The 19,525-nt window shown below is 69.6% G+C and carries 19 protein-coding genes; 9 read left to right on the forward strand and 10 right to left on the reverse strand.

All coding sequences use genetic code 11. The features are described from left to right. Positions 1-37 precede the first annotated feature (37 nt). Complete coding sequence (locus QSK25_RS00285; RefSeq protein WP_285630620.1) at positions 38-538, forward strand: hypothetical protein; 501 nt, start codon at positions 38-40, stop codon at positions 536-538. Between the two features lie 74 nt (positions 539-612). Here the strand turns inward: QSK25_RS00285 and QSK25_RS00290 are convergent, their stop codons facing one another. The 4 genes from QSK25_RS00290 to gabT form a co-directional block, all read right to left on the reverse strand. Next, positions 613-1,125 carry a CAP family protein gene (locus QSK25_RS00290; RefSeq protein ID WP_285630628.1) on the reverse strand — a complete coding sequence of 171 codons (513 nt, stop codon included), beginning with the start codon at positions 1,123-1,125 and terminating at the stop codon, positions 613-615. Between the two features lie 419 nt (positions 1,126-1,544). Then, a complete protein-coding gene (locus QSK25_RS00295; protein WP_285630636.1) occupies positions 1,545-2,495 on the reverse strand; it encodes a LacI family DNA-binding transcriptional regulator in 951 nt (316 codons plus the stop codon). 49 nt (positions 2,496-2,544) lie between these two features. Next, positions 2,545-3,855, reverse strand: coding sequence for an aldehyde dehydrogenase family protein (locus tag QSK25_RS00300; protein ID WP_285630638.1), 1,311 nt, complete (start codon positions 3,853-3,855; stop codon positions 2,545-2,547). Beyond that, positions 3,852-5,153 (reverse strand): 4-aminobutyrate--2-oxoglutarate transaminase, encoded by a 1,302-nt coding sequence (gene gabT / locus QSK25_RS00305; protein ID WP_285630641.1) that lies wholly within the window; start codon positions 5,151-5,153, stop codon positions 3,852-3,854. The genes QSK25_RS00300 and gabT overlap by 4 nt, the downstream gene beginning before the upstream one ends. A gap of 81 nt (positions 5,154-5,234) precedes the next feature. Between gabT and QSK25_RS00310 the strand changes: the two genes are divergently transcribed. Continuing rightward, the gene (locus QSK25_RS00310; RefSeq protein ID WP_285630644.1) at positions 5,235-6,503 is read left to right on the forward strand and encodes a PucR family transcriptional regulator; all 1,269 of its coding nucleotides are present in this window, start codon (positions 5,235-5,237) and stop codon (positions 6,501-6,503) included. On the opposite strand, the gene QSK25_RS00315 is transcribed toward QSK25_RS00310, so the two are convergent. Together QSK25_RS00315 and QSK25_RS00320 are read right to left on the reverse strand one after the other, a co-directional pair. Continuing rightward, complete coding sequence (locus QSK25_RS00315; protein ID WP_285630647.1) at positions 6,477-7,271, reverse strand: dioxygenase family protein; 795 nt, start codon at positions 7,269-7,271, stop codon at positions 6,477-6,479. The genes QSK25_RS00310 and QSK25_RS00315 overlap by 27 nt on opposite strands. Positions 7,272-7,449: 178 nt before the next feature. Then, the gene (locus tag QSK25_RS00320) at positions 7,450-7,776 is read right to left on the reverse strand and encodes a helix-turn-helix domain-containing protein (protein ID WP_285630652.1); all 327 of its coding nucleotides are present in this window, start codon (positions 7,774-7,776) and stop codon (positions 7,450-7,452) included. Between the two features lie 208 nt (positions 7,777-7,984). Between QSK25_RS00320 and QSK25_RS00325 the strand changes: the two genes are divergently transcribed. From QSK25_RS00325 to QSK25_RS00340, 4 genes are all read left to right on the forward strand, one after another. Beyond that, positions 7,985-8,395, forward strand: coding sequence for a nuclear transport factor 2 family protein (locus QSK25_RS00325; RefSeq protein ID WP_285630655.1), 411 nt, complete (start codon positions 7,985-7,987; stop codon positions 8,393-8,395). Continuing rightward, entirely contained in the window at positions 8,392-9,009 is a 618-nt protein-coding gene (locus QSK25_RS00330; RefSeq protein ID WP_285630658.1) for a ScbR family autoregulator-binding transcription factor, read from the forward strand. The genes QSK25_RS00325 and QSK25_RS00330 overlap by 4 nt, the downstream gene beginning before the upstream one ends. Positions 9,010-9,102: 93 nt before the next feature. Then, complete coding sequence (locus tag QSK25_RS00335) at positions 9,103-10,329, forward strand: ATP-grasp domain-containing protein (protein WP_285630661.1); 1,227 nt, start codon at positions 9,103-9,105, stop codon at positions 10,327-10,329. A gap of 74 nt (positions 10,330-10,403) precedes the next feature. Further along, entirely contained in the window at positions 10,404-11,726 is a 1,323-nt protein-coding gene (locus QSK25_RS00340; protein ID WP_285630664.1) for a serine/threonine-protein kinase, read from the forward strand. A 206-nt stretch (positions 11,727-11,932) separates the two neighbouring features. Here QSK25_RS00340 and QSK25_RS00345 read toward each other — a convergent pair whose 3' ends face one another. The 3 genes from QSK25_RS00345 to QSK25_RS00355 form a co-directional block, all read right to left on the reverse strand. Beyond that, positions 11,933-12,598 (reverse strand): HAD family hydrolase, encoded by a 666-nt coding sequence (locus tag QSK25_RS00345; RefSeq protein WP_285630667.1) that lies wholly within the window; start codon positions 12,596-12,598, stop codon positions 11,933-11,935. A 21-nt stretch (positions 12,599-12,619) separates the two neighbouring features. After that, entirely contained in the window at positions 12,620-13,918 is a 1,299-nt protein-coding gene (locus tag QSK25_RS00350) for a wax ester/triacylglycerol synthase family O-acyltransferase (protein ID WP_285630670.1), read from the reverse strand. Between the two features lie 61 nt (positions 13,919-13,979). Further along, on the reverse strand, positions 13,980-14,876 hold the full coding sequence (locus QSK25_RS00355; RefSeq protein ID WP_285630673.1) for an anti-sigma factor RsbA family regulatory protein: 897 nt from the start codon (positions 14,874-14,876) through the stop codon (positions 13,980-13,982). Positions 14,877-15,058: 182 nt separating this feature from the next. Here QSK25_RS00355 and QSK25_RS00360 point away from each other — a divergent pair, with 182 nt between their 5' ends. Beyond that, on the forward strand, positions 15,059-15,796 hold the full coding sequence (locus QSK25_RS00360; protein WP_285630676.1) for an alpha/beta fold hydrolase: 738 nt from the start codon (positions 15,059-15,061) through the stop codon (positions 15,794-15,796). Positions 15,797-15,965: 169 nt separating this feature from the next. On the opposite strand, the gene QSK25_RS00365 is transcribed toward QSK25_RS00360, so the two are convergent. Further along, positions 15,966-16,505, reverse strand: coding sequence for an MOSC domain-containing protein (locus QSK25_RS00365; protein ID WP_285630679.1), 540 nt, complete (start codon positions 16,503-16,505; stop codon positions 15,966-15,968). A 264-nt stretch (positions 16,506-16,769) separates the two neighbouring features. Here QSK25_RS00365 and QSK25_RS00370 point away from each other — a divergent pair, with 264 nt between their 5' ends. Continuing rightward, positions 16,770-17,765 carry a LacI family DNA-binding transcriptional regulator gene (locus tag QSK25_RS00370; RefSeq protein WP_285630682.1) on the forward strand — a complete coding sequence of 332 codons (996 nt, stop codon included), beginning with the start codon at positions 16,770-16,772 and terminating at the stop codon, positions 17,763-17,765. 114 nt (positions 17,766-17,879) lie between these two features. Then, positions 17,880-19,523 (forward strand): ABC transporter substrate-binding protein, encoded by a 1,644-nt coding sequence (locus tag QSK25_RS00375; protein ID WP_285630685.1) that lies wholly within the window; start codon positions 17,880-17,882, stop codon positions 19,521-19,523. Positions 19,524-19,525: the final 2 nt, after the last annotated feature.

A 19,525-nucleotide genomic window follows, 5' to 3' on the forward strand; every position in this document is an offset into this window, starting at 1 on the left:
ATCGGGGTTACACCGAAGCCGAAGAAGGGTGAGACCGATGAACTCGCCTGAAGGAGCACTGCCGTCCGGAGCGCTGTCTTCGGACGTGTTGCCACAACTCGACACGTTCTCCGGCGCGCTGGAGCGTTACTCGGGGTGGGGGTGGCTGGTGCTGCGCTCGGAGAACCGGCTGCTGCTGACCACCGACCACGTCGTGTCCGCGGTGGAGATGCCCGCGGGGGTGGGCGGGGAGGTGCAGCACTACCTGGCCGTGCGGATGCTGGCCGGGCCCGTGGTGGTGCTGCCTTCCGGGCGGTGGCTGGTGTTGACCGGGTCGGCGGACTCGGCTTCGCAGGTGAACCTGATCCGGTTGCGGGCTCGGGGCGCTCTGACGCATCGGTTGGGGACGTTGGTGCCGTTGCCGCCGTCGCGGATCGACGGGGGTGGGGTTCGGTGGCTGGGAGCCGTGCCTGGGGGCGGGGCTGGGCCTGCCTTGCCGCCGTTCTCGGCTGTGGTGGCGGCGTTGAGGGCTGTCACGGAGACCGCTGGGCTGCGGTGACCGTCGGACCCCTGTGAGCAGGTGCTGCGTCCGCGTGCGTTCCCCTGTTGTGGACGGCTGCCGGCTCCTTGGCGCTAGCTCGTGGGTGGGAGGACGTTCGCCTTGAAGCGGTTGAGGGTGTTGCCCCGCTCGGCGAAGTTGACCACCAGGTAGGTGCCGTTGCGGCCCTGTGAGATGCCCACGCCCACGCGGTCCGACGACTTCCAGATCAACGCCGTGAAGTGGAGCACGGAGAGGTCGACGGTGGAAGGCGTCATCTCTTTGTCGTAGTCGTAGCGGCGGGATTCGCCGTACCAGTCCTCCAGGGCTTTACCGATCACTGTATCGATTGCCCTGTTGCGTCCCGCCTCGTACAGGTTCTCGCCGTAGACGTTGTCCGGGCGGTGTTCGAAGCGATTTGTGGACTGGAGGTGGTCCGCCCATTCTTGCGCCGTTCTTGACACTTCGGAATCGAGTGAGAGGGGTGGCACGCCGTGCTTTGCGCGGTGGGCGTTGATGAGTTCTACCGTCTTCGTGAAGGGGTCCACGGCGTGGGCGGTAGGGGTGGTGAAACTCAGGGTGAGGGCCACGGTGATCACGGTGAGCATCCAACGCATGACTCGTTTTGTCCCCCAAACGGGGCATCGTGGGCAATACCCCGGGTCGAATCTGCTGTCTTGATAGGCGCTGCGTAGTCGTGAGTAGCCTTGGGGTGTGATGGGGATCACGGGTGGTGTAACGCGGTGGCGATACCCCCTATGACCCCCTTGGGTTAGCGGTCGGTACCCCGGTTGCGGTGCAAATTCACTCCACAGGATGCGGTTGACGTTCTATGGTTTGTGATGTCGGACACCAACGTGAGGAGCTAGACATGGATGGCTACGAAATTCTCGCCGACGAGGACGGGCACGTTCGGGGTTACGACTAGAGAGCCTCGCCCGAAGTTGCTCGACCGGCCGCTCGAGGGAGTCACCCGAAGCGACTCCCTCGCGGCTGGAGCAGGTTAAGGCCGTTGGTCAGGAATGTTTCACGGATTGGTCGTGCTCGCGCGGACCACGAGTGTGGTCGGGAGTTCGCGGTGCTCTGCCGGGCCACCGTCGAGAAGGGTGGCCAGGAGGTCCACGGCCACCTCGCCGGCGGACTCGGTCGGCATGTGCACGGTCGTCAGCGCGGGCGAGCACATCGTCGCGTAGAGGATGTCGTCGAAGCCGGTCACGCTGATCTGTTCCGGCACGCGCACGTCGTGCTCGGCCAGGTGGGCGAGGACGCCCAGGGCCATGAGGTCGTTGTAGCAGATGAACGCGGTCGCGTCGGTGCGGAGCGCTTGTTCGGCTGCCGCGTAGCCGCCGTTGAAGTTGGGTTCGAACGAGCCGAGCACGCGGGCACGGCCGCGCAGGCCCTGCATGCGGCGGTTGTTCGACCAGGCGGCGGACGGGCCGCCCAGGTACACGTAGTCCTGGTGTCCCAGGGATTCCACGTGCGTGACGACCTGTTCCATGCCGGAGGCGCTGTCCATCAGCACGGACGAGACGCCCGGCACGAGGCGGTTGATCAGCACCAGCGGCGTCAGTTCGGCGAGTTCGACGACCTGCTCGTCGGACAGCAGTGACGCGCACAGCACCACGCCGTCCACCTGGGACGCCATCGTGCGCACCAGTTCCGCCTCGGTCTGCGGGTCTTCCCTGCTGTCGCAGAAGAACACCGAGGTGCCCGCCTCGCCCGCCCTCGTCTGCACCCCGCGCAGGATCGACGGGAAGAACGGGTTGGTCAGGTCGGGCACCACGATGCCGAGGTTCCCGGTGCGGCCGGTGATCAGGCTGCGGGCCGCGCGGTTCGGCTGGTAGCCGAGCCCCGCGACCACGTCCAGAACCCGTCGCCGGGTGGCCTCCTTGACGAGCCCCGGCGCGCTCAACGCGCGCGAGACGGTCGAGACGGAGACCTGAGCCTGGCGAGCTACATCCCTGATCGTGACGGCCACTCGCAAATCATGGCAGTCAAGGTCAAGAGCGACCCGTTCGTCCGATGGTTCAGAGCTCCAGGCCGGTCAGGACGAGCACCCGCTGCTCGGTGAGGTCGTCCATCGCCGCCCGCAGGCCCTCGCGGCCCGTCCCGGACTCCTTCACGCCCCCGTACGGCATCTGGTCCGCGCGGTACGACGGCACGTCGCCGATGATCACACCACCCACCTGGAGCCGTTGCGCGGCACGGAAAGCAAGCCGCACATCAGTGGTGAACAGACCGGCCTGCAGCCCGTACCGGGACGCGTTGACACGGTCGAACGCCTCCTCGACGCTGCCGACCCGGGTCAGCGTCACGACGGGTCCGAACACCTCCTCGGCGTTGACCTTGGAGTCCTCCGCGACGTCGGTCAGCACGGTCGGCGCGTAAGTCCGGCCGTCCCGGGTCCCGCCCGTCAGCACGGTCGCGGCTGCCTCTTCGACCCAGGCCTGCACGCGGTCCGCCGCCGCGTCGTTGATCAGCGGGCCCACGTCGGCCGCCACGTCGAGCTTGTTCACGTGCGCCACCACGGCTTCCGAGACCGCGTCGTACACGTCGGTGTGCACGAACACGCGCTGCACCGAGATGCACGACTGGCCCGCCTGGTACATCGCGAACGTGGCGATGCGCTGCGCCGCGAAGTCGAGGTCCTGCCAGTCGGGCGCGACGATCGCCGCCGCGTTGCCGCCGAGTTCGAGCGTCACGTGCTTGCGCGGCACGCGTTCCTTGATGCCCCAGCCGACCGGGCCGGAGCCGGTGAACGACACGACGGGCAGCCGCGGGTCCTCGACCAGCCGCGCGGTGTCCTCATTGGACAGGTGCAGGACCGAGAACGCCCCGTCCGGCAGGTCGGTCTCCGCCAGCACCTCGCCGAGCAGGAACGCGACGGCCGGCGTCGACGGCGCGGGCTTCAGCACGATCGGCGCGCCCACCGCGATCGACGGCGCGACCTTGTGCGCCACCAGGTTCAGCGGGAAGTTGAACGGCGCGATGCCCAGCACCGGACCACGCGGCACCCGCCGCACCAGCGCGAGCCTGCCCTCGGCGGACGGGTCGGTGTCGAGGCGCTGCAGTTCGCCGGAGAACCGGCGCGCCTCCTCGGAGGCCCAGCGGAACGTGGAGATCGCGCGGGTCACCTCGATCCTCGCCCACTTCAGCGGCTTGCCGGAGTCGGCGTTGATGGCGGCGGCGAATTCCTCGGCCCGTTCCGAGAGCCGTCGCGACACGTGGTCCAGCGCCGAAGCACGACGGTGGGCCGGCAACGCGGCCAGTTCGGGGGCGACGGCGGCCGCGCGGGCGACGGCGGCCTCGACGTCGGCGGAGGTGTGGAAGTCGATCATGCGAGCAACGCTCCTTCGAGCACGTCGAGACCTTCGGCGAGCAGGTCGTCGGGGATGACCAGCGGGGGCAGCAGGCGGATCACGTTGCCGTAGGTGCCGCACGTCAGCACGACGACGCCTTGGTCGTGACACGCCTTGGCGACACGAGCGGCCACATCGGGCGTGCGTTCGGTGAACTCGACCGCGAGCATCGCGCCGCGGCCGCGGACGTCCGCGATGATGTCGGTCTTCTCGGCGATCGCCCGCAGCCGGGCCAGTGCGGTCTCGCCGATGCGCCGGGCGGCGGCGTTGAGATCGCGTTCGCGCATCGTGCGGAACGACCCGAGCGCCGCCGCGCACGCCACCGGGTTGCCGCCGTACGTGCCGCCGAGGCCACCGACGTGCACGGCGTCCATGATCTCGGCGCGCCCGGTGACGGCGGCGAGCGGCAGCCCGCCCGCGATGCCCTTGGCCGTGGTGATCAGGTCCGGCACCACGCCCTCGTGGTCGAGCGCGAACCACGCCCCGGTGCGGCAGAAGCCCGTCTGGATCTCGTCGGCCACGAACAGCACGCCCCGCTCGCGGCACCACCGCGCGAGCGCGGGCAGGAAACCGGGGGCGGGGTCGATGAACCCGCCCTCGCCCTGGATCGGCTCGATCACGACGGCGGCGGTGTTGTCCGCGCCGACCTGCTTCTCGATCGCGGCGATCGCCCTGGCCGCCGCCTCGGCGCCGCTGAGCCCGTCGTGCAGCGGGTACGACCCCGGCACCCGGTACACCTCGGGCGCGAACGGACCGAACCGGTGCTTGTACGGCATGTTCTTGGCGGTCAACGCCATCGTGAGGTTCGTGCGGCCGTGGTAGCCGTGGTCGAACACCACGACGGCCTGCCTGCCGGTGACGTGCCGCGCGATCTTGACCGCGTTCTCGACGGCTTCGGCACCGGAGTTGAACAGCACCGACCGCTTCTCGTGGTCGCCCGGCGTCAGGTCGTTGAGCTGCTCGCACACCTCGACGTAGCTGTCGTACGGCGTGACCATGAAGCAGGTGTGGCTGAACCTGTCGATCTGCGCGTGCACCGCCTCGGCGACGGCCGGCGCGGGGTTGCCCACACCGGTGACGGCGATGCCGGAACCGAAGTCGATCAGCTGGTTGCCGTCGACGTCGATCAGCAGGCCGTCGTCGGCGGAGTCGATGTAGACGGGCAGGCCGGAACCGACGCCGGCGGCGACGGCGCCCCTGCGCCGCTCCTGGAGCTCCAGCGACTTCGGGCCGGGGACGGCGGTTACCAGTCGGCGCTTGGACAGCAGTCGGGTCATGGACTCAGCATGGCCCTGGTCAGAGCGATCCGCAGTGCCTGAAATGGCGATCTTTCAGACAGCAGATGTACAAACTGGCACATGCCGATCTTGCTGCACGACCTCGCCCGCACGCTCGGGCTGCCGGTGCTGGCCGGGGACGTGTCGCGGCCGGTCGGCTGGGTGCACGGCACCGAGCTGGCCGACCCCACGCCGTTCCTGGAGGGCGGCGAGCTGCTGCTCACCACCGGCCTGAACGCCCTGACCCCGGGTTACGTCGAACGCCTGGTGCACGCGGACGTGGTCGGACTCGGCTTCGGCACCGGGCTGGGCCACGACGTGGTGCCGCCCGAGTTGGTGCGGCAGGCGGAACGGGCCGGGCTCGGGCTGGTGGAGGTACCGCGCGAGGTGCCGTTCATCGCGATCAGCAAGGCGGTCTCGAAGGCGCTCGCCGCCGACGAGTACGCCGCGCTGACCCGCACGAGCGAGGCGCAGCGGGCGTTGACCAGGGCCGCGGTGCGGGACGGGGTCGCCGGGGTGGTGCGCAGGCTCGGCCAATGGGTCAACGGCTGGGTGGTGCTGCTCGACCCGGCGGGGGAGCCGGTGCACGCGCACAACGTCCGCCAGGTGCCTGAGCTGCGGGCGGAACTCACCCGCCTGGGCACGTCCGGCGGACTCGCCAGCGCCGCCTTCGAAGCCGGCGGGTGGCGCGTGTTCCTCCAGGCGCTCGGCGGCCGCGCCAGGGGAGTGCTCGCGGTCGGCACCGCCGAGCCGCTCGACGCCGACCTGAACATCGTCAACACGGCCGCGTCCCTGCTCACCCTCGCCCTCGCCCACAACGACGCCGTCGACGCCGCCCACCGCGAACTCCGCGCGGGCCAGTTCCGGTTGCTGCTCAACGGGATCCCGGTAGAAGGCCTGCCGGAACGCTTCCGCGTCTTCGTCACCGACGACCCTCCCGACGACGGCTTCTGGGCCGAACACGACGGCCGGATCGTGGTGCTCGCAAGGGAATCAGCGGGCCACGCGTCGTCCGAAGTGGACGCCGGCCAGGTGGTGCGCGGCTATCGCGAGGCGAGGCAGGCCGAGAAGGCGGGCGTGCGCCGGTTCGAGGACCTGGCGGGCAGCCTGGAGGTGCCGGAAGGGTTCGCGGACGCGCTGCTCGGTCCTCTCGACGCCGAAACCCGCGAGACGCTCAGGACGTGGCTGGGTCACCACGGTGCCTGGGACCCGGCCGCGACCGAACTGGGCATCCACCGGCACACGCTGAAGAACCGGGTCCGCAAGGCCGAACAGGCGTTGCGGAGGTCCCTCGCCTCGCCCGGGCTGCGCGCGGAGCTGTGGCTAGCCCTGCACCGCGAAGGTCAGTGAGGCCGTGTAGCCGGACGTGACGTCGCCCGACATCGAGGCCATCTGCTCGTCGGTGCCGTCGCGGAACACCATGTCCTGCTGCAACGAGGTGCGCGACATGTTCCGGACGCTCTGCGTGTAGCCGGTGGTGCCGTAGACCTCCTTGCAGGTCGTCTCCGGCAGGGCGAGCTGGGAGGTGATGATCTTGTTGCCGGCCTTGGTGGCCTCGTCGAGGCTCGGGTAGACCTCGAAGTGGACGTGCGGCCAGCGGCCCGAGTAGGCGCCGGGGAAGACGCTGACGAACTTCAGCCTGCCGGACGTGTCGGCCTCCTGGACGCCGCGCAGGAAGTTCTCGTCCTTCACGCGGTCCGAGTACATCGAGTAGTCGCCGTTCATGTCGCAGTGCCAAAGGTAGATCGCGGCGCCGGCGAACGGAGTGCCGTCCTCCTTCTGCACGGTGAGGTCGATGGTCAGCCGCACGCCCTCGGCGGTGCGGGTGGACGAGCCGAAGCTCGACCTGATGTCCGAGCGCACGATCCCGCTCTGCGTCAGCGCGTTCGGGCCGTTGGAACCGTCGCCGGGGTACGGGCCGGCGGTCTCCTCCGGGATCGTCTCCAGCGCCGCACCGGCGGCGGCCGAGGTCGTGGTGAAGCCGGTGCCGGTGGTCGTGGTCGACGGGGCGCAGGCCACGAGCGTGAGGCCTGCGCCGCCGAGCAGCGACAACGCCCGCCGGCGCCCGAAGAGCGTGGCGAGGTCGAACTGGAGGCCGCGGTCGTGGTTGTCCGTCATGCGACTCAGGTTGCGGCCGGATCCTGTGAGGCGCCTGTGGAGAACCTGTCGTGCCGCTGGCTGAAGTCCGGCAGCGGCGGCGCCGAGGACCGCGATGCCGAACCCGGCGGCGGGGAGCGCCTCGCCGGAACTTGCCGAAAGTGAATTCAGGACAATTCTCGCGACGGCCCGCCGGTCATCACAAAGTATTCACCCGGTGGTGGGTGCGGACTTCCGTCCTGGTCCTCCGGTATTGCCGTTCGGCTACCGCCGCTCGGTCCACCTCGGCGTGTGGCACGTCGAGCGCCGCACTGATCCAGGCACGCCAGTAGGGGCCCGGAATGCGTTTGCCGCGTTCCCACCTCGACACTTCTTCACGAGTGACGCTGTCGTTTTGTGAGATCTCGCACAACAGGTCGGCGAGTTCGCGCTGCGTGAGGCCCTGCGCCCGCCGTGCCTGGGGAATCAGGTCGGTGATCGGCCTGGTGGCCCGGTGCTCGTGGGCTTGGGGGACTGCCTTGAGCACGGTTCTGCTCCGTTTCGACGAGATGACGGGGGTACGGCGTCCACAGTGCCTCAAAGTCGCCGAGTTCGTGCCGTGCATTGCGGTGATACCGACGGTCGTTGAAAGTTCAGTCACCGATGGAATGGCTTGATCGGTTGTTCGGAGGAAACACAACTGGTCCAATGGGGTGTGCGTGCCCGCTTTTCGCACGCCTTGTTAGTGTGGGGAAATGCTCTCGACGGTCGAAGTGGTGCAGGTGTTCCTGGCGCGCCTCGCGGCACAGGACGCACCCGGCATCGCACGGCTGTGCGCGCCGGCCGTGGAATGGGAGGCGCCCGACCCGAACGGTGCCCGGTGGGCGTTCGGCACGCGCAGCAGGCGAGAGGTCGAGGCCCAGTTCCTGACGCTCTTCGCGACCTACGGCCTGGAGCAGCTCTCGGCGCGCCAGGTGATCGTCGACGGCGGCGACGCGGCCGTGATCGGCTCGGCGCGGTGGCGGGTCCAGGCCACCGGCGAGACCGTGGAGACACGCTTCACCACCGTGCTGTCGGTGCACCTCGGGGAGATCGAGCAGTACCGGCACCTGCCGGACACGCTGGCCGCCGCCGTCGCGACCGGTCTCGCGCGGACCGGGGGATGAGCGCCCAGCGCGAGAGAGCCGTGCACACGAGGACCCGTCTGCTGCGTGCCGCGGCCGAGGTGTTCGACCGGGAGGGGTTCACGGGCTCCAGCCTCACCGCCGTGTGTGCGCGTGCGGACGTGTCGAAAGGCGCGCTCTACTGTCACTTTCGTTCCAAAGAGGCCCTCGGCGTCGCGATCATCGAGGAGCAGTCGCTGCTGTGGCACCGGTTGCGCGACGAGGTGCTCGCCGTGGAGCCGTCGCCGATCCAGGCGCTGATCTCGATGTCGTTCGAGTTCGTCCGCCGGCTCGAGACCGACCTGACCGTGCGGGTGAGCGCGAAACTGTTGCGGGAGGCGGTGTTCTTCGACGTCGCGGCGGCCGCGCAGGTGATCGGCTGGGTCACCGTCGTGCGCGAGCTGCTCTCGCTCGCGCGCGAACGCGGTGAGCTGCGGCCGGAGGTGAACGTGCGGCACGCGGCCGAGCAGATCGTCGCCGAACTGCTCGGGCTCCAGTTCGTGGCGCAGGCCCTCAGCGGCGGCACGGACCTCGGGGTGCGGCTCGGCCGGGTGTGGCGGGCGACCTCTGGCTGTCTCGTGACAGCTCCCGTCCGGGAGGAGTTGCGGTTCGAGTGATGGTCGTCTCGACCCAATCGAGACAGGAATGGCTGCTCACGGCTCCGCTGTTGTGTTCCTCGTTCGTCAGGGGAGCAAACGGTAGGAGCAGGCGTGAGCAGCATCGTGGTCGTGGACCCGTACTCGGCGGGCAGGGGAATCGCACCGGCGTTCCGGCAACGGGGTGTCGAGGCGATCGCGGTGCTGACGACGGAGAAGCCTCCGCGCGGGCTCACCTGGGCGCCCGACGACTTCAGTGAGATCCACGTGCTGCACGACCTGGACGAGCTCGCGGCGAAGCTCGCCGTGCACGACCCGATCGCCGTCGTGCCCGGCACCGAGACCGGCGTCGAGGCCGCGGAGACGTTGTCGGAACTGATCGCGCCCGGCCGTTCGAACGTGCTGAGGTTGTCCTCCGCGCGCCGCGACAAGTGGCAGATGGCCGTGGCGTTGCGCACCGCCGAGGTGCCGCACCTGCGGCAGATCAGCTCCGACAACGTGGACGAGGTCGCCTGCTGGCTGCGGCACGAGGAACTGGAGAACGCGCCGATCGTGCTGAAGCCGCAGTGCAGCGGCGGCACCGACGACGTGTTCGTCGCGATGCCGGGTGACGACTGGCGGGAGAAGTTCCACCGGATCCTCGGCTGCGTTAACAAGCTGGACCTCCGCAACGACAAGGTGCTCGTGCAGGAACTCGCGGTGGGCACCGAGTACGAGGTGGACACCTACTCGGTCGACGGGCAGCACGGGCTGGTCTCGGTGTGGCGCTACGAGAAGGAGCGCCGCGGCGACCGGCTCGGCATCTACCTGTCGAACACCCTGGTGCCGCCGTCGGACCCGGTCGTCGAGGTGCTGTTCACCTACGTCCGCCGGGTGCTCGAAGCGACCGGCGTCCGCAACGGGCCCGCGCACGTCGAGGTGATGATGACCACCGGCGGACCGCGGCTGATCGAGATCGGCGCGCGCCTCGCCGGTGCGTCGCAACAGGAACTCACCCTGCTCGGCACCGGCGAGAGCCAGATCACGCGGATGGTGGCGCACCGCGTCGACGGCGTCGCCCGCGTCGGCAGGTACCTGCAGCGCCAGCACGTGAAGTCGGTGTACCTGTCGTCGCCCGCCGCCGGCGAGCTCGGCAACTCGGTGCGTTTTGACGAGCTGGCCTCACTTTTGCCGAGTTACCAGAGCGCGGCGCTGCCGTACCGCGAAGGATCTCAGGTTCCCCGTACCGATGACCTGTGGACGTCGTTGGGTTCGGTAGTGCTGGCCACGTCCGACGTTGACCAGCTGGAACGCGACGAGGCGGTCGTGCGGGAGATCGAAGCCGGACTGATCGTCGTCTGAACGTCAGGTGTGACCGGGTAGCAGGAATTCCACGCGACCCGTTAGTTTGCAGGAACGCGACGGAGCGGAGGCCCATGAGCGAGCGCTGGGACGGTGACCTGACGGGCGAGGTGGTCGACGACCGCTACGTGCTGGGATCACTGCTCGGCTCCGGCGGCATGGCCGAGGTCTACCGCGCGTACGACAGAGCCTCGTCGTCCTCGGTCGCGGTGAAGATCTTCACCGGTCCCGGCCTGCCCGACGACGAGCTGCGCCTGCAACGCGAGGCGTCGATGCTGACGGCCCTGGACTGTCCCGGCATCATCCCGGTCTACGCCTCGGGGTCCGTCTCGCGCCGCCCGTACTACGTGATGCGCGAGATCCCCGGCGGCACGCTGCGCCAGCGCATGCGCGAACCCCTGCCGCCGCGTTTCGTGGCGCGGATCGGCGCGCAGATCGCCGCGGTGCTCGACCACGTGCACGGCCTCGGCGTGGTGCACCGCGACATCAAGCCGTCGAACATCCTGCTCGACGACGAGGAGAAGCAGGCCTACCTAGCCGACTTCGGCCTGGCGCTGGTCGCCGAGGTGACGAGGGTGACGACGTCGGGCGTGCTCGTCGGCACCGCCGGCTACCTGTCGCCGGAGCAGGTGCGCGGCGCCGAGGTGGGCCCCGCGGCCGACGTGTACTCGCTCGGGCTGGTGCTGCTGGAGTGCCTGACCGGGCGGAACGAGTACCCCGGTGGCGACGCCGAGGCGGCGCTGGCCAGGCTGGCGCGGTCACCCCGGATCCCGCTCGACCTGCCGTTGGCGTGGTCTTCGTTGCTGTCCGCGATGACCGACATGGATCCGGCGCTGCGGCCCACCGCCGCCCAGTGCGCGCGATCGCTGCACGCGGCCTTCGAGGCGAGTCGCGGGTTGCCGGCGTTGCTGGTGGACGCCCCGGTCGCGGCTGCCGTCCCCGTGCCGCTCGCCGTCACCGAACCCGTCGTAGCGCTCGTGCCGGAGCCGAGGTCCCGGCGGGGCAAGCGGTTGGCGATCGCCGCGGCCGCCGTGGCGGCCACGGCGGTGGCCGTGGTGGTGGCCAACTTCCCCGGCGGGCCCGAAGCGCCGGCGGCGGACCGGCCCGTGGTGCCGGACGCGCGGACGCACGTCGTGACGGTGACGCAGTCGACGGTGACCGTGGTGCAGACGTCGTCCGGTTCCGGAGAGGCGCAGGCCCCCGGCGACCCCGGTGCGCCTGGTGTGCCTGGTGTGCCGCAGCCGGGAGCGGGGGTGGGGTCGTCGGCGCCGACGGTGGAGACTTCGGAGGAGGCGGGCGCCTCGGATCCTTCTTCAACCAGGACGAAGAAGGAGAAGAAGAACCGCAAGGAGTCTTCGGAAGCTCCTGCGTCGTCGATGGCGCCGACGCAGCCGTAACCGCTCACCCACACACGCTCGCACCGTGCACCGGTCCGCACCACACCGGTCCGCACCACACCGGCCGCACCACACCGGCCGCACCACACCGGCCGCACCACACCGGCCCGCACCACACCGGCCCGCACCACACACCGGCCCGCACCACTCGTGCGCGCCCGCCGGGTTCCCCCAGTTTCGATCCTAGGCGGCAGGTCTGACAGGGCTCAGGCGTTCGGGTCGTCCACCGGCCCGAACGGCAGGTCCGCGAGTTCCGCCCGCAGCGAGTCCAGGTCCCGGTACACCGCCGAAGCACCGCGGTCGATCAGCTCGTCCTCGCTGAACCCGCCCGTCAGCAGGCCGATCGACGGCAACCCGGCCCGCCCGGCCGCCTCGCAGTCCCACACCGAGTCGCCCACCACGACCGCGCGCGTCCCCCGCACCTGCCGCAGCGCCACCTGGACCAGGTCGGGGTCGGGCTTGCTGGCGTCCACGTCGTCGGACGTCGTCCAGGCGACGTCGCCGGGGTCGATCAGCTTCAGGTAGTGCTCGACGTGCTTGCGCTTGCCCGAGCTGGCGAGCACCACGGCCAGGTCGAGGTCCAGGGCCGCGCGGACCAGCCGGTGCGCGCCCTCCAGTGGCTGGATCTCGGGGAGCAGGACGTCGAAGTGGCGTTCCCACGCGGCGCGCAGGGCATCGCCGTGTTCTTGTTCGACGTGGTCGCCGGCCACCGCGGCGACCAGCTTGTCGCCGCCCATGCCGATGGACCGGTGCACCTGCCAGCCCGGCACGGTGATGCCCGCGTCGGAGAACGCGCGCAGCCACGCCACCGTGTGGTGGTAGTTGGTGTCGACCAGGGTTCCGTCCACGTCCAGGACCAGCGTGTTGCTCATGGAGCAGGTTTGCCCGGGCCTCTACCTCGGCAAACCCACCAGCTCCCTGGTCTCCTGCAACGCCGCGAGCTCCCGGCGCAGCACGCCGTCGAGCCAGGTGGCGTCCGACATCCACGACTGGTTGGTGTTGAGGCAGACGTGCACGGCGTTGCGGTACACCGACAGCGCGATGCCCACGGCGTGGCCGGGCGCGACGGGCGCCACCGGGTAGAGCTCGCAGAGCGCGGCGCCGTCCAGGGACAGCGGCACGGACGGCAGCGGCACCGACGTGACCAGCGTGTCGAACAGCAGGGGAGCGCAGCGGCCCATCACCGGCGCGGCCAGTCGGTGCACGAACGGCGGCACGCGGTCGGCGAGCAGCGGCAACGCTCCGGCGCCGCGGTCCGGGCCCGCGGCCTTGGCGGACTCCATCTGCTCGCGCACCGAGCGCAGGCGTTCCAGCGGGTCGGCCACGCCCACCGGCAGGGATACGAGGAAGCCCGAGATCTGGTTGCCCGAGCCGGCGTCGCCGGAACGTGAGCGCTGGTTAACCGGGATCAGGGCGCGGACGACGGAGTCCGGGCCCGCGCTGCCGTGCGCGGAAAGCCAGTGGCGCAAGGCACCTGTGACGAGCGCGAGCATCACGTCGTTGACCGTGCCGCCGTGGGCGCGGCGGATTCGGTGCACGTCCGGAAGATCCACGCGCGACATCACCACCCGGCGGGGCCGGGTGGACGAGGTGAGCACCGGCGAGTTCAGGGTCGGCGGGCGGGTGTTCATCAGGACCGACGACGCGATGTCGAGGGTGTCCTTGATGCCGCGCAGCGACGGCAGGGACGGCAGCAGCGAACGGGGCTCGGGCGCGGCAGCGTCCGGAATGGACAGCCGGGACGGGTCGAAGAGCCGGATTCCCAGGCCAACGGCCTTCATGCCGTCGCACAACGAGTGGTGCAGCTTCGCCACGACGGCGAAACGGCCGCCCGCGAGACCGGTCACGACGTGCAGCTCCCACGGCGGGCGCGCCAGGTCGAGCGGCTGCGCCATGAGGTGCGACACCAGCGTGGTGAAGCGGTCGCGGCCGCGCACGTGGTGCGTGAACACGTGGTCCTCAGGCGCGAAACCGGGGTCCTCCACCCAGCGCGCACCGCCGAGCAACGAGGACCGCGCGCGCTGCCGCAGGCGCGGGATCTCTTGCGCCCGTTCGCAGAGGACGGCGGCGATGCGGGCCGGATGCACCGGAGTGGACGGTGCGAAGGTCGCGACCGCGCCGAGGTGCAACGGATTGGTGTCGCCCTCCATTGCGAGGAAAGCGATGTCGAGAGGGGAGAGGTGGTCTGTCATAGCTGTGCAAGGAAAACAGGTCCGCGTGTCAGGCGCATTGCGATGAGATGGCGGTGACTCCCTACCGCCCCAAGTACACTCGAACGGTGGTACCGCTGTGACTCGTGTGGGTGCGAACCAGGTCACACAGCAGGTTCACCATCACGATCCCGAAGCCGGAGAGACCCGTGAACGACGGCGGGAAACCGGAGCCGGAGTCGCTCACCTCGCAGACCGCGGTGCCGCCCTCGCGCCACATCCGCAGCACTCCGCGGCCCGACGCGTGCAGGATGCTGTTGGTCGCGAGTTCGTTGACCGCCAGCACCAGGTCGTCGACCTGCACTCGCCGCAACCAGTGCGCGTGCCGCGCCACCAGCTGCCGCAGGTGCGCGAGCGTGCCGACGGTGAACGGGTGCTCCTCGGCGTCCGGAGGCGGCGGGGGCAGCGGCACGTTGTAGATGTCGGCGAGCCCGGACGGGTCGGTGTACCACTCGCTCGCCACCCGCCGCTCGCCGTCGATCACCACGGGGTGCGTGCGCCGCGCGTCCTCCAGCACGTGCCCCGCCAGCGCGGAGGCGTCGTACGGGCAGAGGATGACGCCCGGCCTGCCCTCGAACGCGGTGTTGATCAACGCCTCGTGCTGCACGCACGCCGGGTACTCGAGCGCGGTGCGGCCCGGCCACATCGGCTCGCCGACCATCCGGAACCGCCGTTGCGTGCTCGCGCTGAACGCCATCAGCACGCCCGGGATGATCCGGCCGGGGTTGCGGCCCGCCTCCGTCATGTCGATGAAGTGGACCTCGTCCGCCCGGCCGCCGAGCCGTTCGCGCAACGGGCCGATGCTCGCCTCCGGCACCGCCACCAGCACCGGCTCGCCGCAGTCGACGCCGTCCGCCACGAATCCGGCCGTACCGGAGAGGAACGCGTCCTCGTCGCGGTAGAACAGGGCTTCGTGGGCGAACGGGGCAACGGAGTTCATCGGCTTCCCGGTGAGGTCGGCGACTGCGGCAGGTCACCATTCTGCTACCCGTAACGGTGTTTCGGCGGGGGCCAGGCCGGTGGTTGTCCACGGCGTGGGAGGTGTGAACGCGGTTCATCGTGCGTGCGGGCAAAAGCCCAGGCAGACTCGCGGTTGTCGGGGCCTTGCGAGGAGGTGACGCCGTGCTCGCGCACCACACGCTGACCGGGCCGGAGGACGCGCCGGTGCTGGTGCTCGGCAACGCGCTCGGCACGACGACCGGACTGTGGCGCGACTTCTCCCTGCCGTTCCGGCTGCTGCGCTTCGACCACCGCGGCCACGGCCTGACCCCCGCCGTACCCGGTCCGTGCGCGATCGAGGACCTCGCGCGGGACGTGCTGGAACTGTTGGACCACCTGGAGTTGCGCCAGGTGCACTACTGCGGTGTGTCGCTCGGAGGCATGGTCGGCATGTGGCTCGCCGCGCACACCGACCGCGTCTCGAAGCTCGCGCTGCTGTGCACCACCGCGCACGTGCCGGACAAGGCGCGGCTCGACGACCGGATCACGCGGCTGCGCGCCGGAGGCATGGCGGCGGTGGCGGACCGGGTCGTCGAACGCTGGTTCACGCCGCTGTGCCCGCCCGACGTCGTCGACGCCTTCCGCGCCGACCTGCTGAAGGTCGACCTGCCGACGTACCTCGCGTGCGTCGAGGGCGTGCGCGACATGGACCTGCGGCCGGACCTCGCCAAGATCGACGCGCCGACCGTGGTGATCGCCGCCGCGCAGGACCACGCGACACCGACCGAACTCGTCCGGCAGATCAACGACGAACTCCCCGACTCGGAGCTCTACGTCGTCGGCGACGCGGCGCACCTCGCGGTCGTCGAGGCGCCCCGGACCATCTCGGTCATCCTCGACGACCACTTCGGCAACGACTAGACCCGGCTAGTGGTGTGGCTCGGAACGTTGCCGGGGGAATTCGCGGTCAGACGGGTGCATCGTGGTGCCGCCCCCACGTCCTCGTACTGGTGGTACGAGGGCGTGGGGGCGGTGCCGGGAGGCGCCCTGCTGGGCGTGGATTACCTCGCCAACGTTCCGAGGCGCGCCACTAGACCTTCTCCAGCGGACGGTGCGGCTGCGCCGGCAGCTCCACCCGGATCTCGTCACCGGGCCGCACGACGCCACCGACGAGCACGATCGACATGATCCCCGCGCGCCGGACGAGTTCGCCGTCCGCGCCACGGCCGACGACCTCCTTGAGCAGGCCGCTCGCGAAGTCGTCGATCTGCACGCACGGGTTGCGCAGCCCGGTCACCTCGACCACGGCCTCGGCACCCAGGCGCAGCACCGTTCCCGTCGGCAGGCCGAGCAGGTCGATGCCGCGCGTCGTGACGTTCTCGCCGATCTGGCCGGGCTCCACCGCGTAGCCCTTCTCCGCCAGCTCGTCGAAGAGCTCGGCGTGCATCAGGTGCACCTGACGCAGGTTGGGCTGGGTCGGGTCCTGGGCCACGCGCGACCGGTGCTTCACCGTCACGCCCTGGTGGACATCACCTTCGACGCCGAGACCGGCGAGCAGTGTGATGCTCTCCCGTGACGGCTTCGTGAACGTGTACTCCTCGTTGCGGCACACCGCTGTAACAACCCCCATGCCCGCCATCATGCACGAACTGTTGAGACGCAGGGGATACGCCGAACGGCGGAGTGAAACACGGAAGGACGAATCGATCAAGGTGTCTCAATTCAAGTCACCCGATGGTGTCCTACCTGCATCGATGCACCAAACTGTGGAAACGCTCTCACGAACTTCCGGCAAGAGTCTTGACTAAAGCTCACCTCACGCTGTTGACTCCGTCACACCTCGTCGGAACCGGTTACGGAACCGGTTCCAGGAGGCGGCGGAAGGAAGTTCGGCATGCGTGTCACGATCGCAGAGGTCGCCCAACGCGCCCAGGTGTCCAAAGCGACCGTGTCACGTGTGCTGAACGGCAAGCCGGACGTGGACGCCTCGACCGCGCAACGCGTGCGCAAGGTGATCGACGAGATCGGCTACGTCCCCAGCGCCCGCGCCGTCGGTCTGGCCAGGGGCCGGACCCGCACGGTCGCGATGCTCGCGCCGTCGCTCACCTGGCCGTGGATGGGCGAGGTGCTGCAGGGCATCGTCGACACCCTCGAAGCGGACGGCTACGGGCTGCTGCTCTACACCCTCAACCGGGGTCCCGAGTCGCTCAACCAGTTCGCGAACCACGTCTCCGCCAACGCTTTCGACGGCCTGCTGGTCGTCGAGCCGCCGGACGCGCTGCACTACATCTCCACGCTCTACCGGGCGGGCCTGCCGGTCGTCATGATCGACGACCGCGGCTCGCACCCGGAGTTCCCTTCGGTGACGACGACGAACCGGCAGGGAGGCGCAGATGTCGCGAGGCATCTCGTCGCGGCAGGCCGCCGCAGGTTCGCCGTCGTCACCGGACCACCGCACTTCGGGTGCACTCAGGCGAGGCTGGACGGGTTCCGGCTCGCTTTGGCGGAAGCGGGCCTGACGCTGCACCCGGACCTCGTCGTCGACGGCGACTTCACCACGGAGGGTGGTGAAGTCGCCGTCGACAAGCTCGTCGCGAGCGGAATCCCGTTCGACGCCGTGTTCGCGCAGAACGACCTCTCGGCGGTCGGCGTGCTGCGGGCACTGAGGGAGTCCGGCCGGAGCGTCCCCGACGACGTCTCCGTGGTGGGCTTCGACGACGTCCCGGTCGCGGGACACACCGAACCCCGGCTGACGACGATCCGCCAGCCGCTGCAGGAGATGGGTGCCGCCGCCGCGCGGATGCTGCTCTCCACGCTCGAGGGACAGCCCATGCCCGACCACCCGCTGGTGCTGCCGACCTCGTTGATCGTGCGCGAATCCGCGCCCTGACACACCCCGCTCCACCACAACTGAAACGGACCCGCCAGGCCACCGGATGCGGCCTGGCGAGTTCGCCGTACGCATGAGAGAGCGCTCTCATGCTCCGTATCGGGAGATTCCCCCATGCGCAGAACAATCATCGTCGCGCTGGCTTTGGCGCTCGCGGTGACAGGTTGCTCCTCCGGTGGTGCCTCGAAGGCCACCGGCGTGCTGACCGTCGGCATGCCCAACGGGCCGCTGACCGAGAACCACAACCCGTTCCTGCCCACGTCGGCGGCGGGTTCGCTGGGGTACCGGTACCAGATCTACGAGCCGCTGGCGTTCGTGAACAACACGCGCCCGGCCCAGGACCCGGTGCCGTGGCTCGCGACCAAGTGGGACTGGGCCCCCGACTACAAGAAGGTCACCTTCACGATCCGGGAGAACGTGAAGTGGTCCGACGGCAAGCCGCTCACGGCCGCCGACGTCGCGTTCTCGTACGAGATCCTGAAGAAGTGGCCCGCGCTCAACAACCGCGACTCGCTCAAGGTCGAGACCGCCACGGCCACGCCGGACGGCAAGGTCGAGGTCTCGTTCGCGAGCCCGCAGTTCGTGAACCGCAACAAGGTCATCAGCGCGATGGTGATCCCGCAGCACATCTGGAGCACCGTCCCGGACCCGACGACCTACACGAACCCGAAGCCCGTCGGCACCGGCCCGTACGAGCTGAAGTCGTTCACCTCGCAGACCGTCACGATCGCGCGGCGCGCGGAGTACTGGCAGGAACTGCCCAAGGTCCCGGAGATCCAGTACACCTCGTACAACGACAACACGGCGCAGACCACCGCGCTGGCGTCGGGCGCGAGCCAGTGGTCGTACGTCTTCATCCCGGACTACCAGAAGCTCTACGTCGACAAGGACCCGGCGAACCACAAGCTCTGGTTCCCCGCCGGTCTCGGCATCCACGGCCTCTGGCTGAACACGACCGTCGCGCCGTTCGACAACGCCGCGCTGCGCTCGGCGATGTCCGACGTGATCGACCGCGAGGCGATCTTCGTCAAGGGTGAGGCCCGCCTGTTCCCGAAGCTCGAGTCGAAGACCGGCATGCCGCTGCCCGCCGGTGACTCGTTCCTCGCGCCGGAGTACAAGGACGCGAAGTTCAAGATCGACGTCGAGGGCGCGAAGGCCAAGCTCACCGCCGCCGGCTTCAAGTACGCGGGCGACGTGCTGCAGGCTCCCGACGGCAAGCCCGTCACGATCGAGCTCACGAACCCGTCCGGCTGGTCGGACTACCTGACCGTGCTCGACATCATCAAGGGCGACCTGAAGAAGATCGGCATCGAGGCGACCGTGCGCACGCAGACCGCGGACGCGTGGACGACCGACTTCGCCAACGGCGCGTTCCAGGGCTCGCTGCGCTGGACCAACACCGGTGCCACGCCGTACGAGATGTACCAGAACATCATGGACGGCGCGGAGATCAAGCCGATGGGGCAGACGGCTGCGGTGAACTTCGGCCGCTACAACAACCCCGAGGCGACGGCGGCGCTGGCCGAGTACGCGAACGCGGCCGACGACGCGGCGCGGGCCAAGGCCCTCGCGGTGCTGCAGAAGATCATGGTCGAGCAGGTGCCGATGATCCCGACCTCCGCCGGCCCGATCGGCGCGGAGTACAGCACGAAGAACTGGGTCGGCTGGCCTTCCGAGGAGGACCCGTACGGTCCGCCGCAGGCGACCCTGCCGAACGCTCTGCAGATCGTCATGAAGCTGAAGCCCGCGGGGTCCTAGGA

This window comes from Lentzea sp. NBRC 102530 (assembly GCF_030269365.1).
In the GTDB taxonomy this organism is placed as follows: Bacteria; Actinomycetota; Actinomycetes; order Mycobacteriales; family Pseudonocardiaceae; genus Lentzea.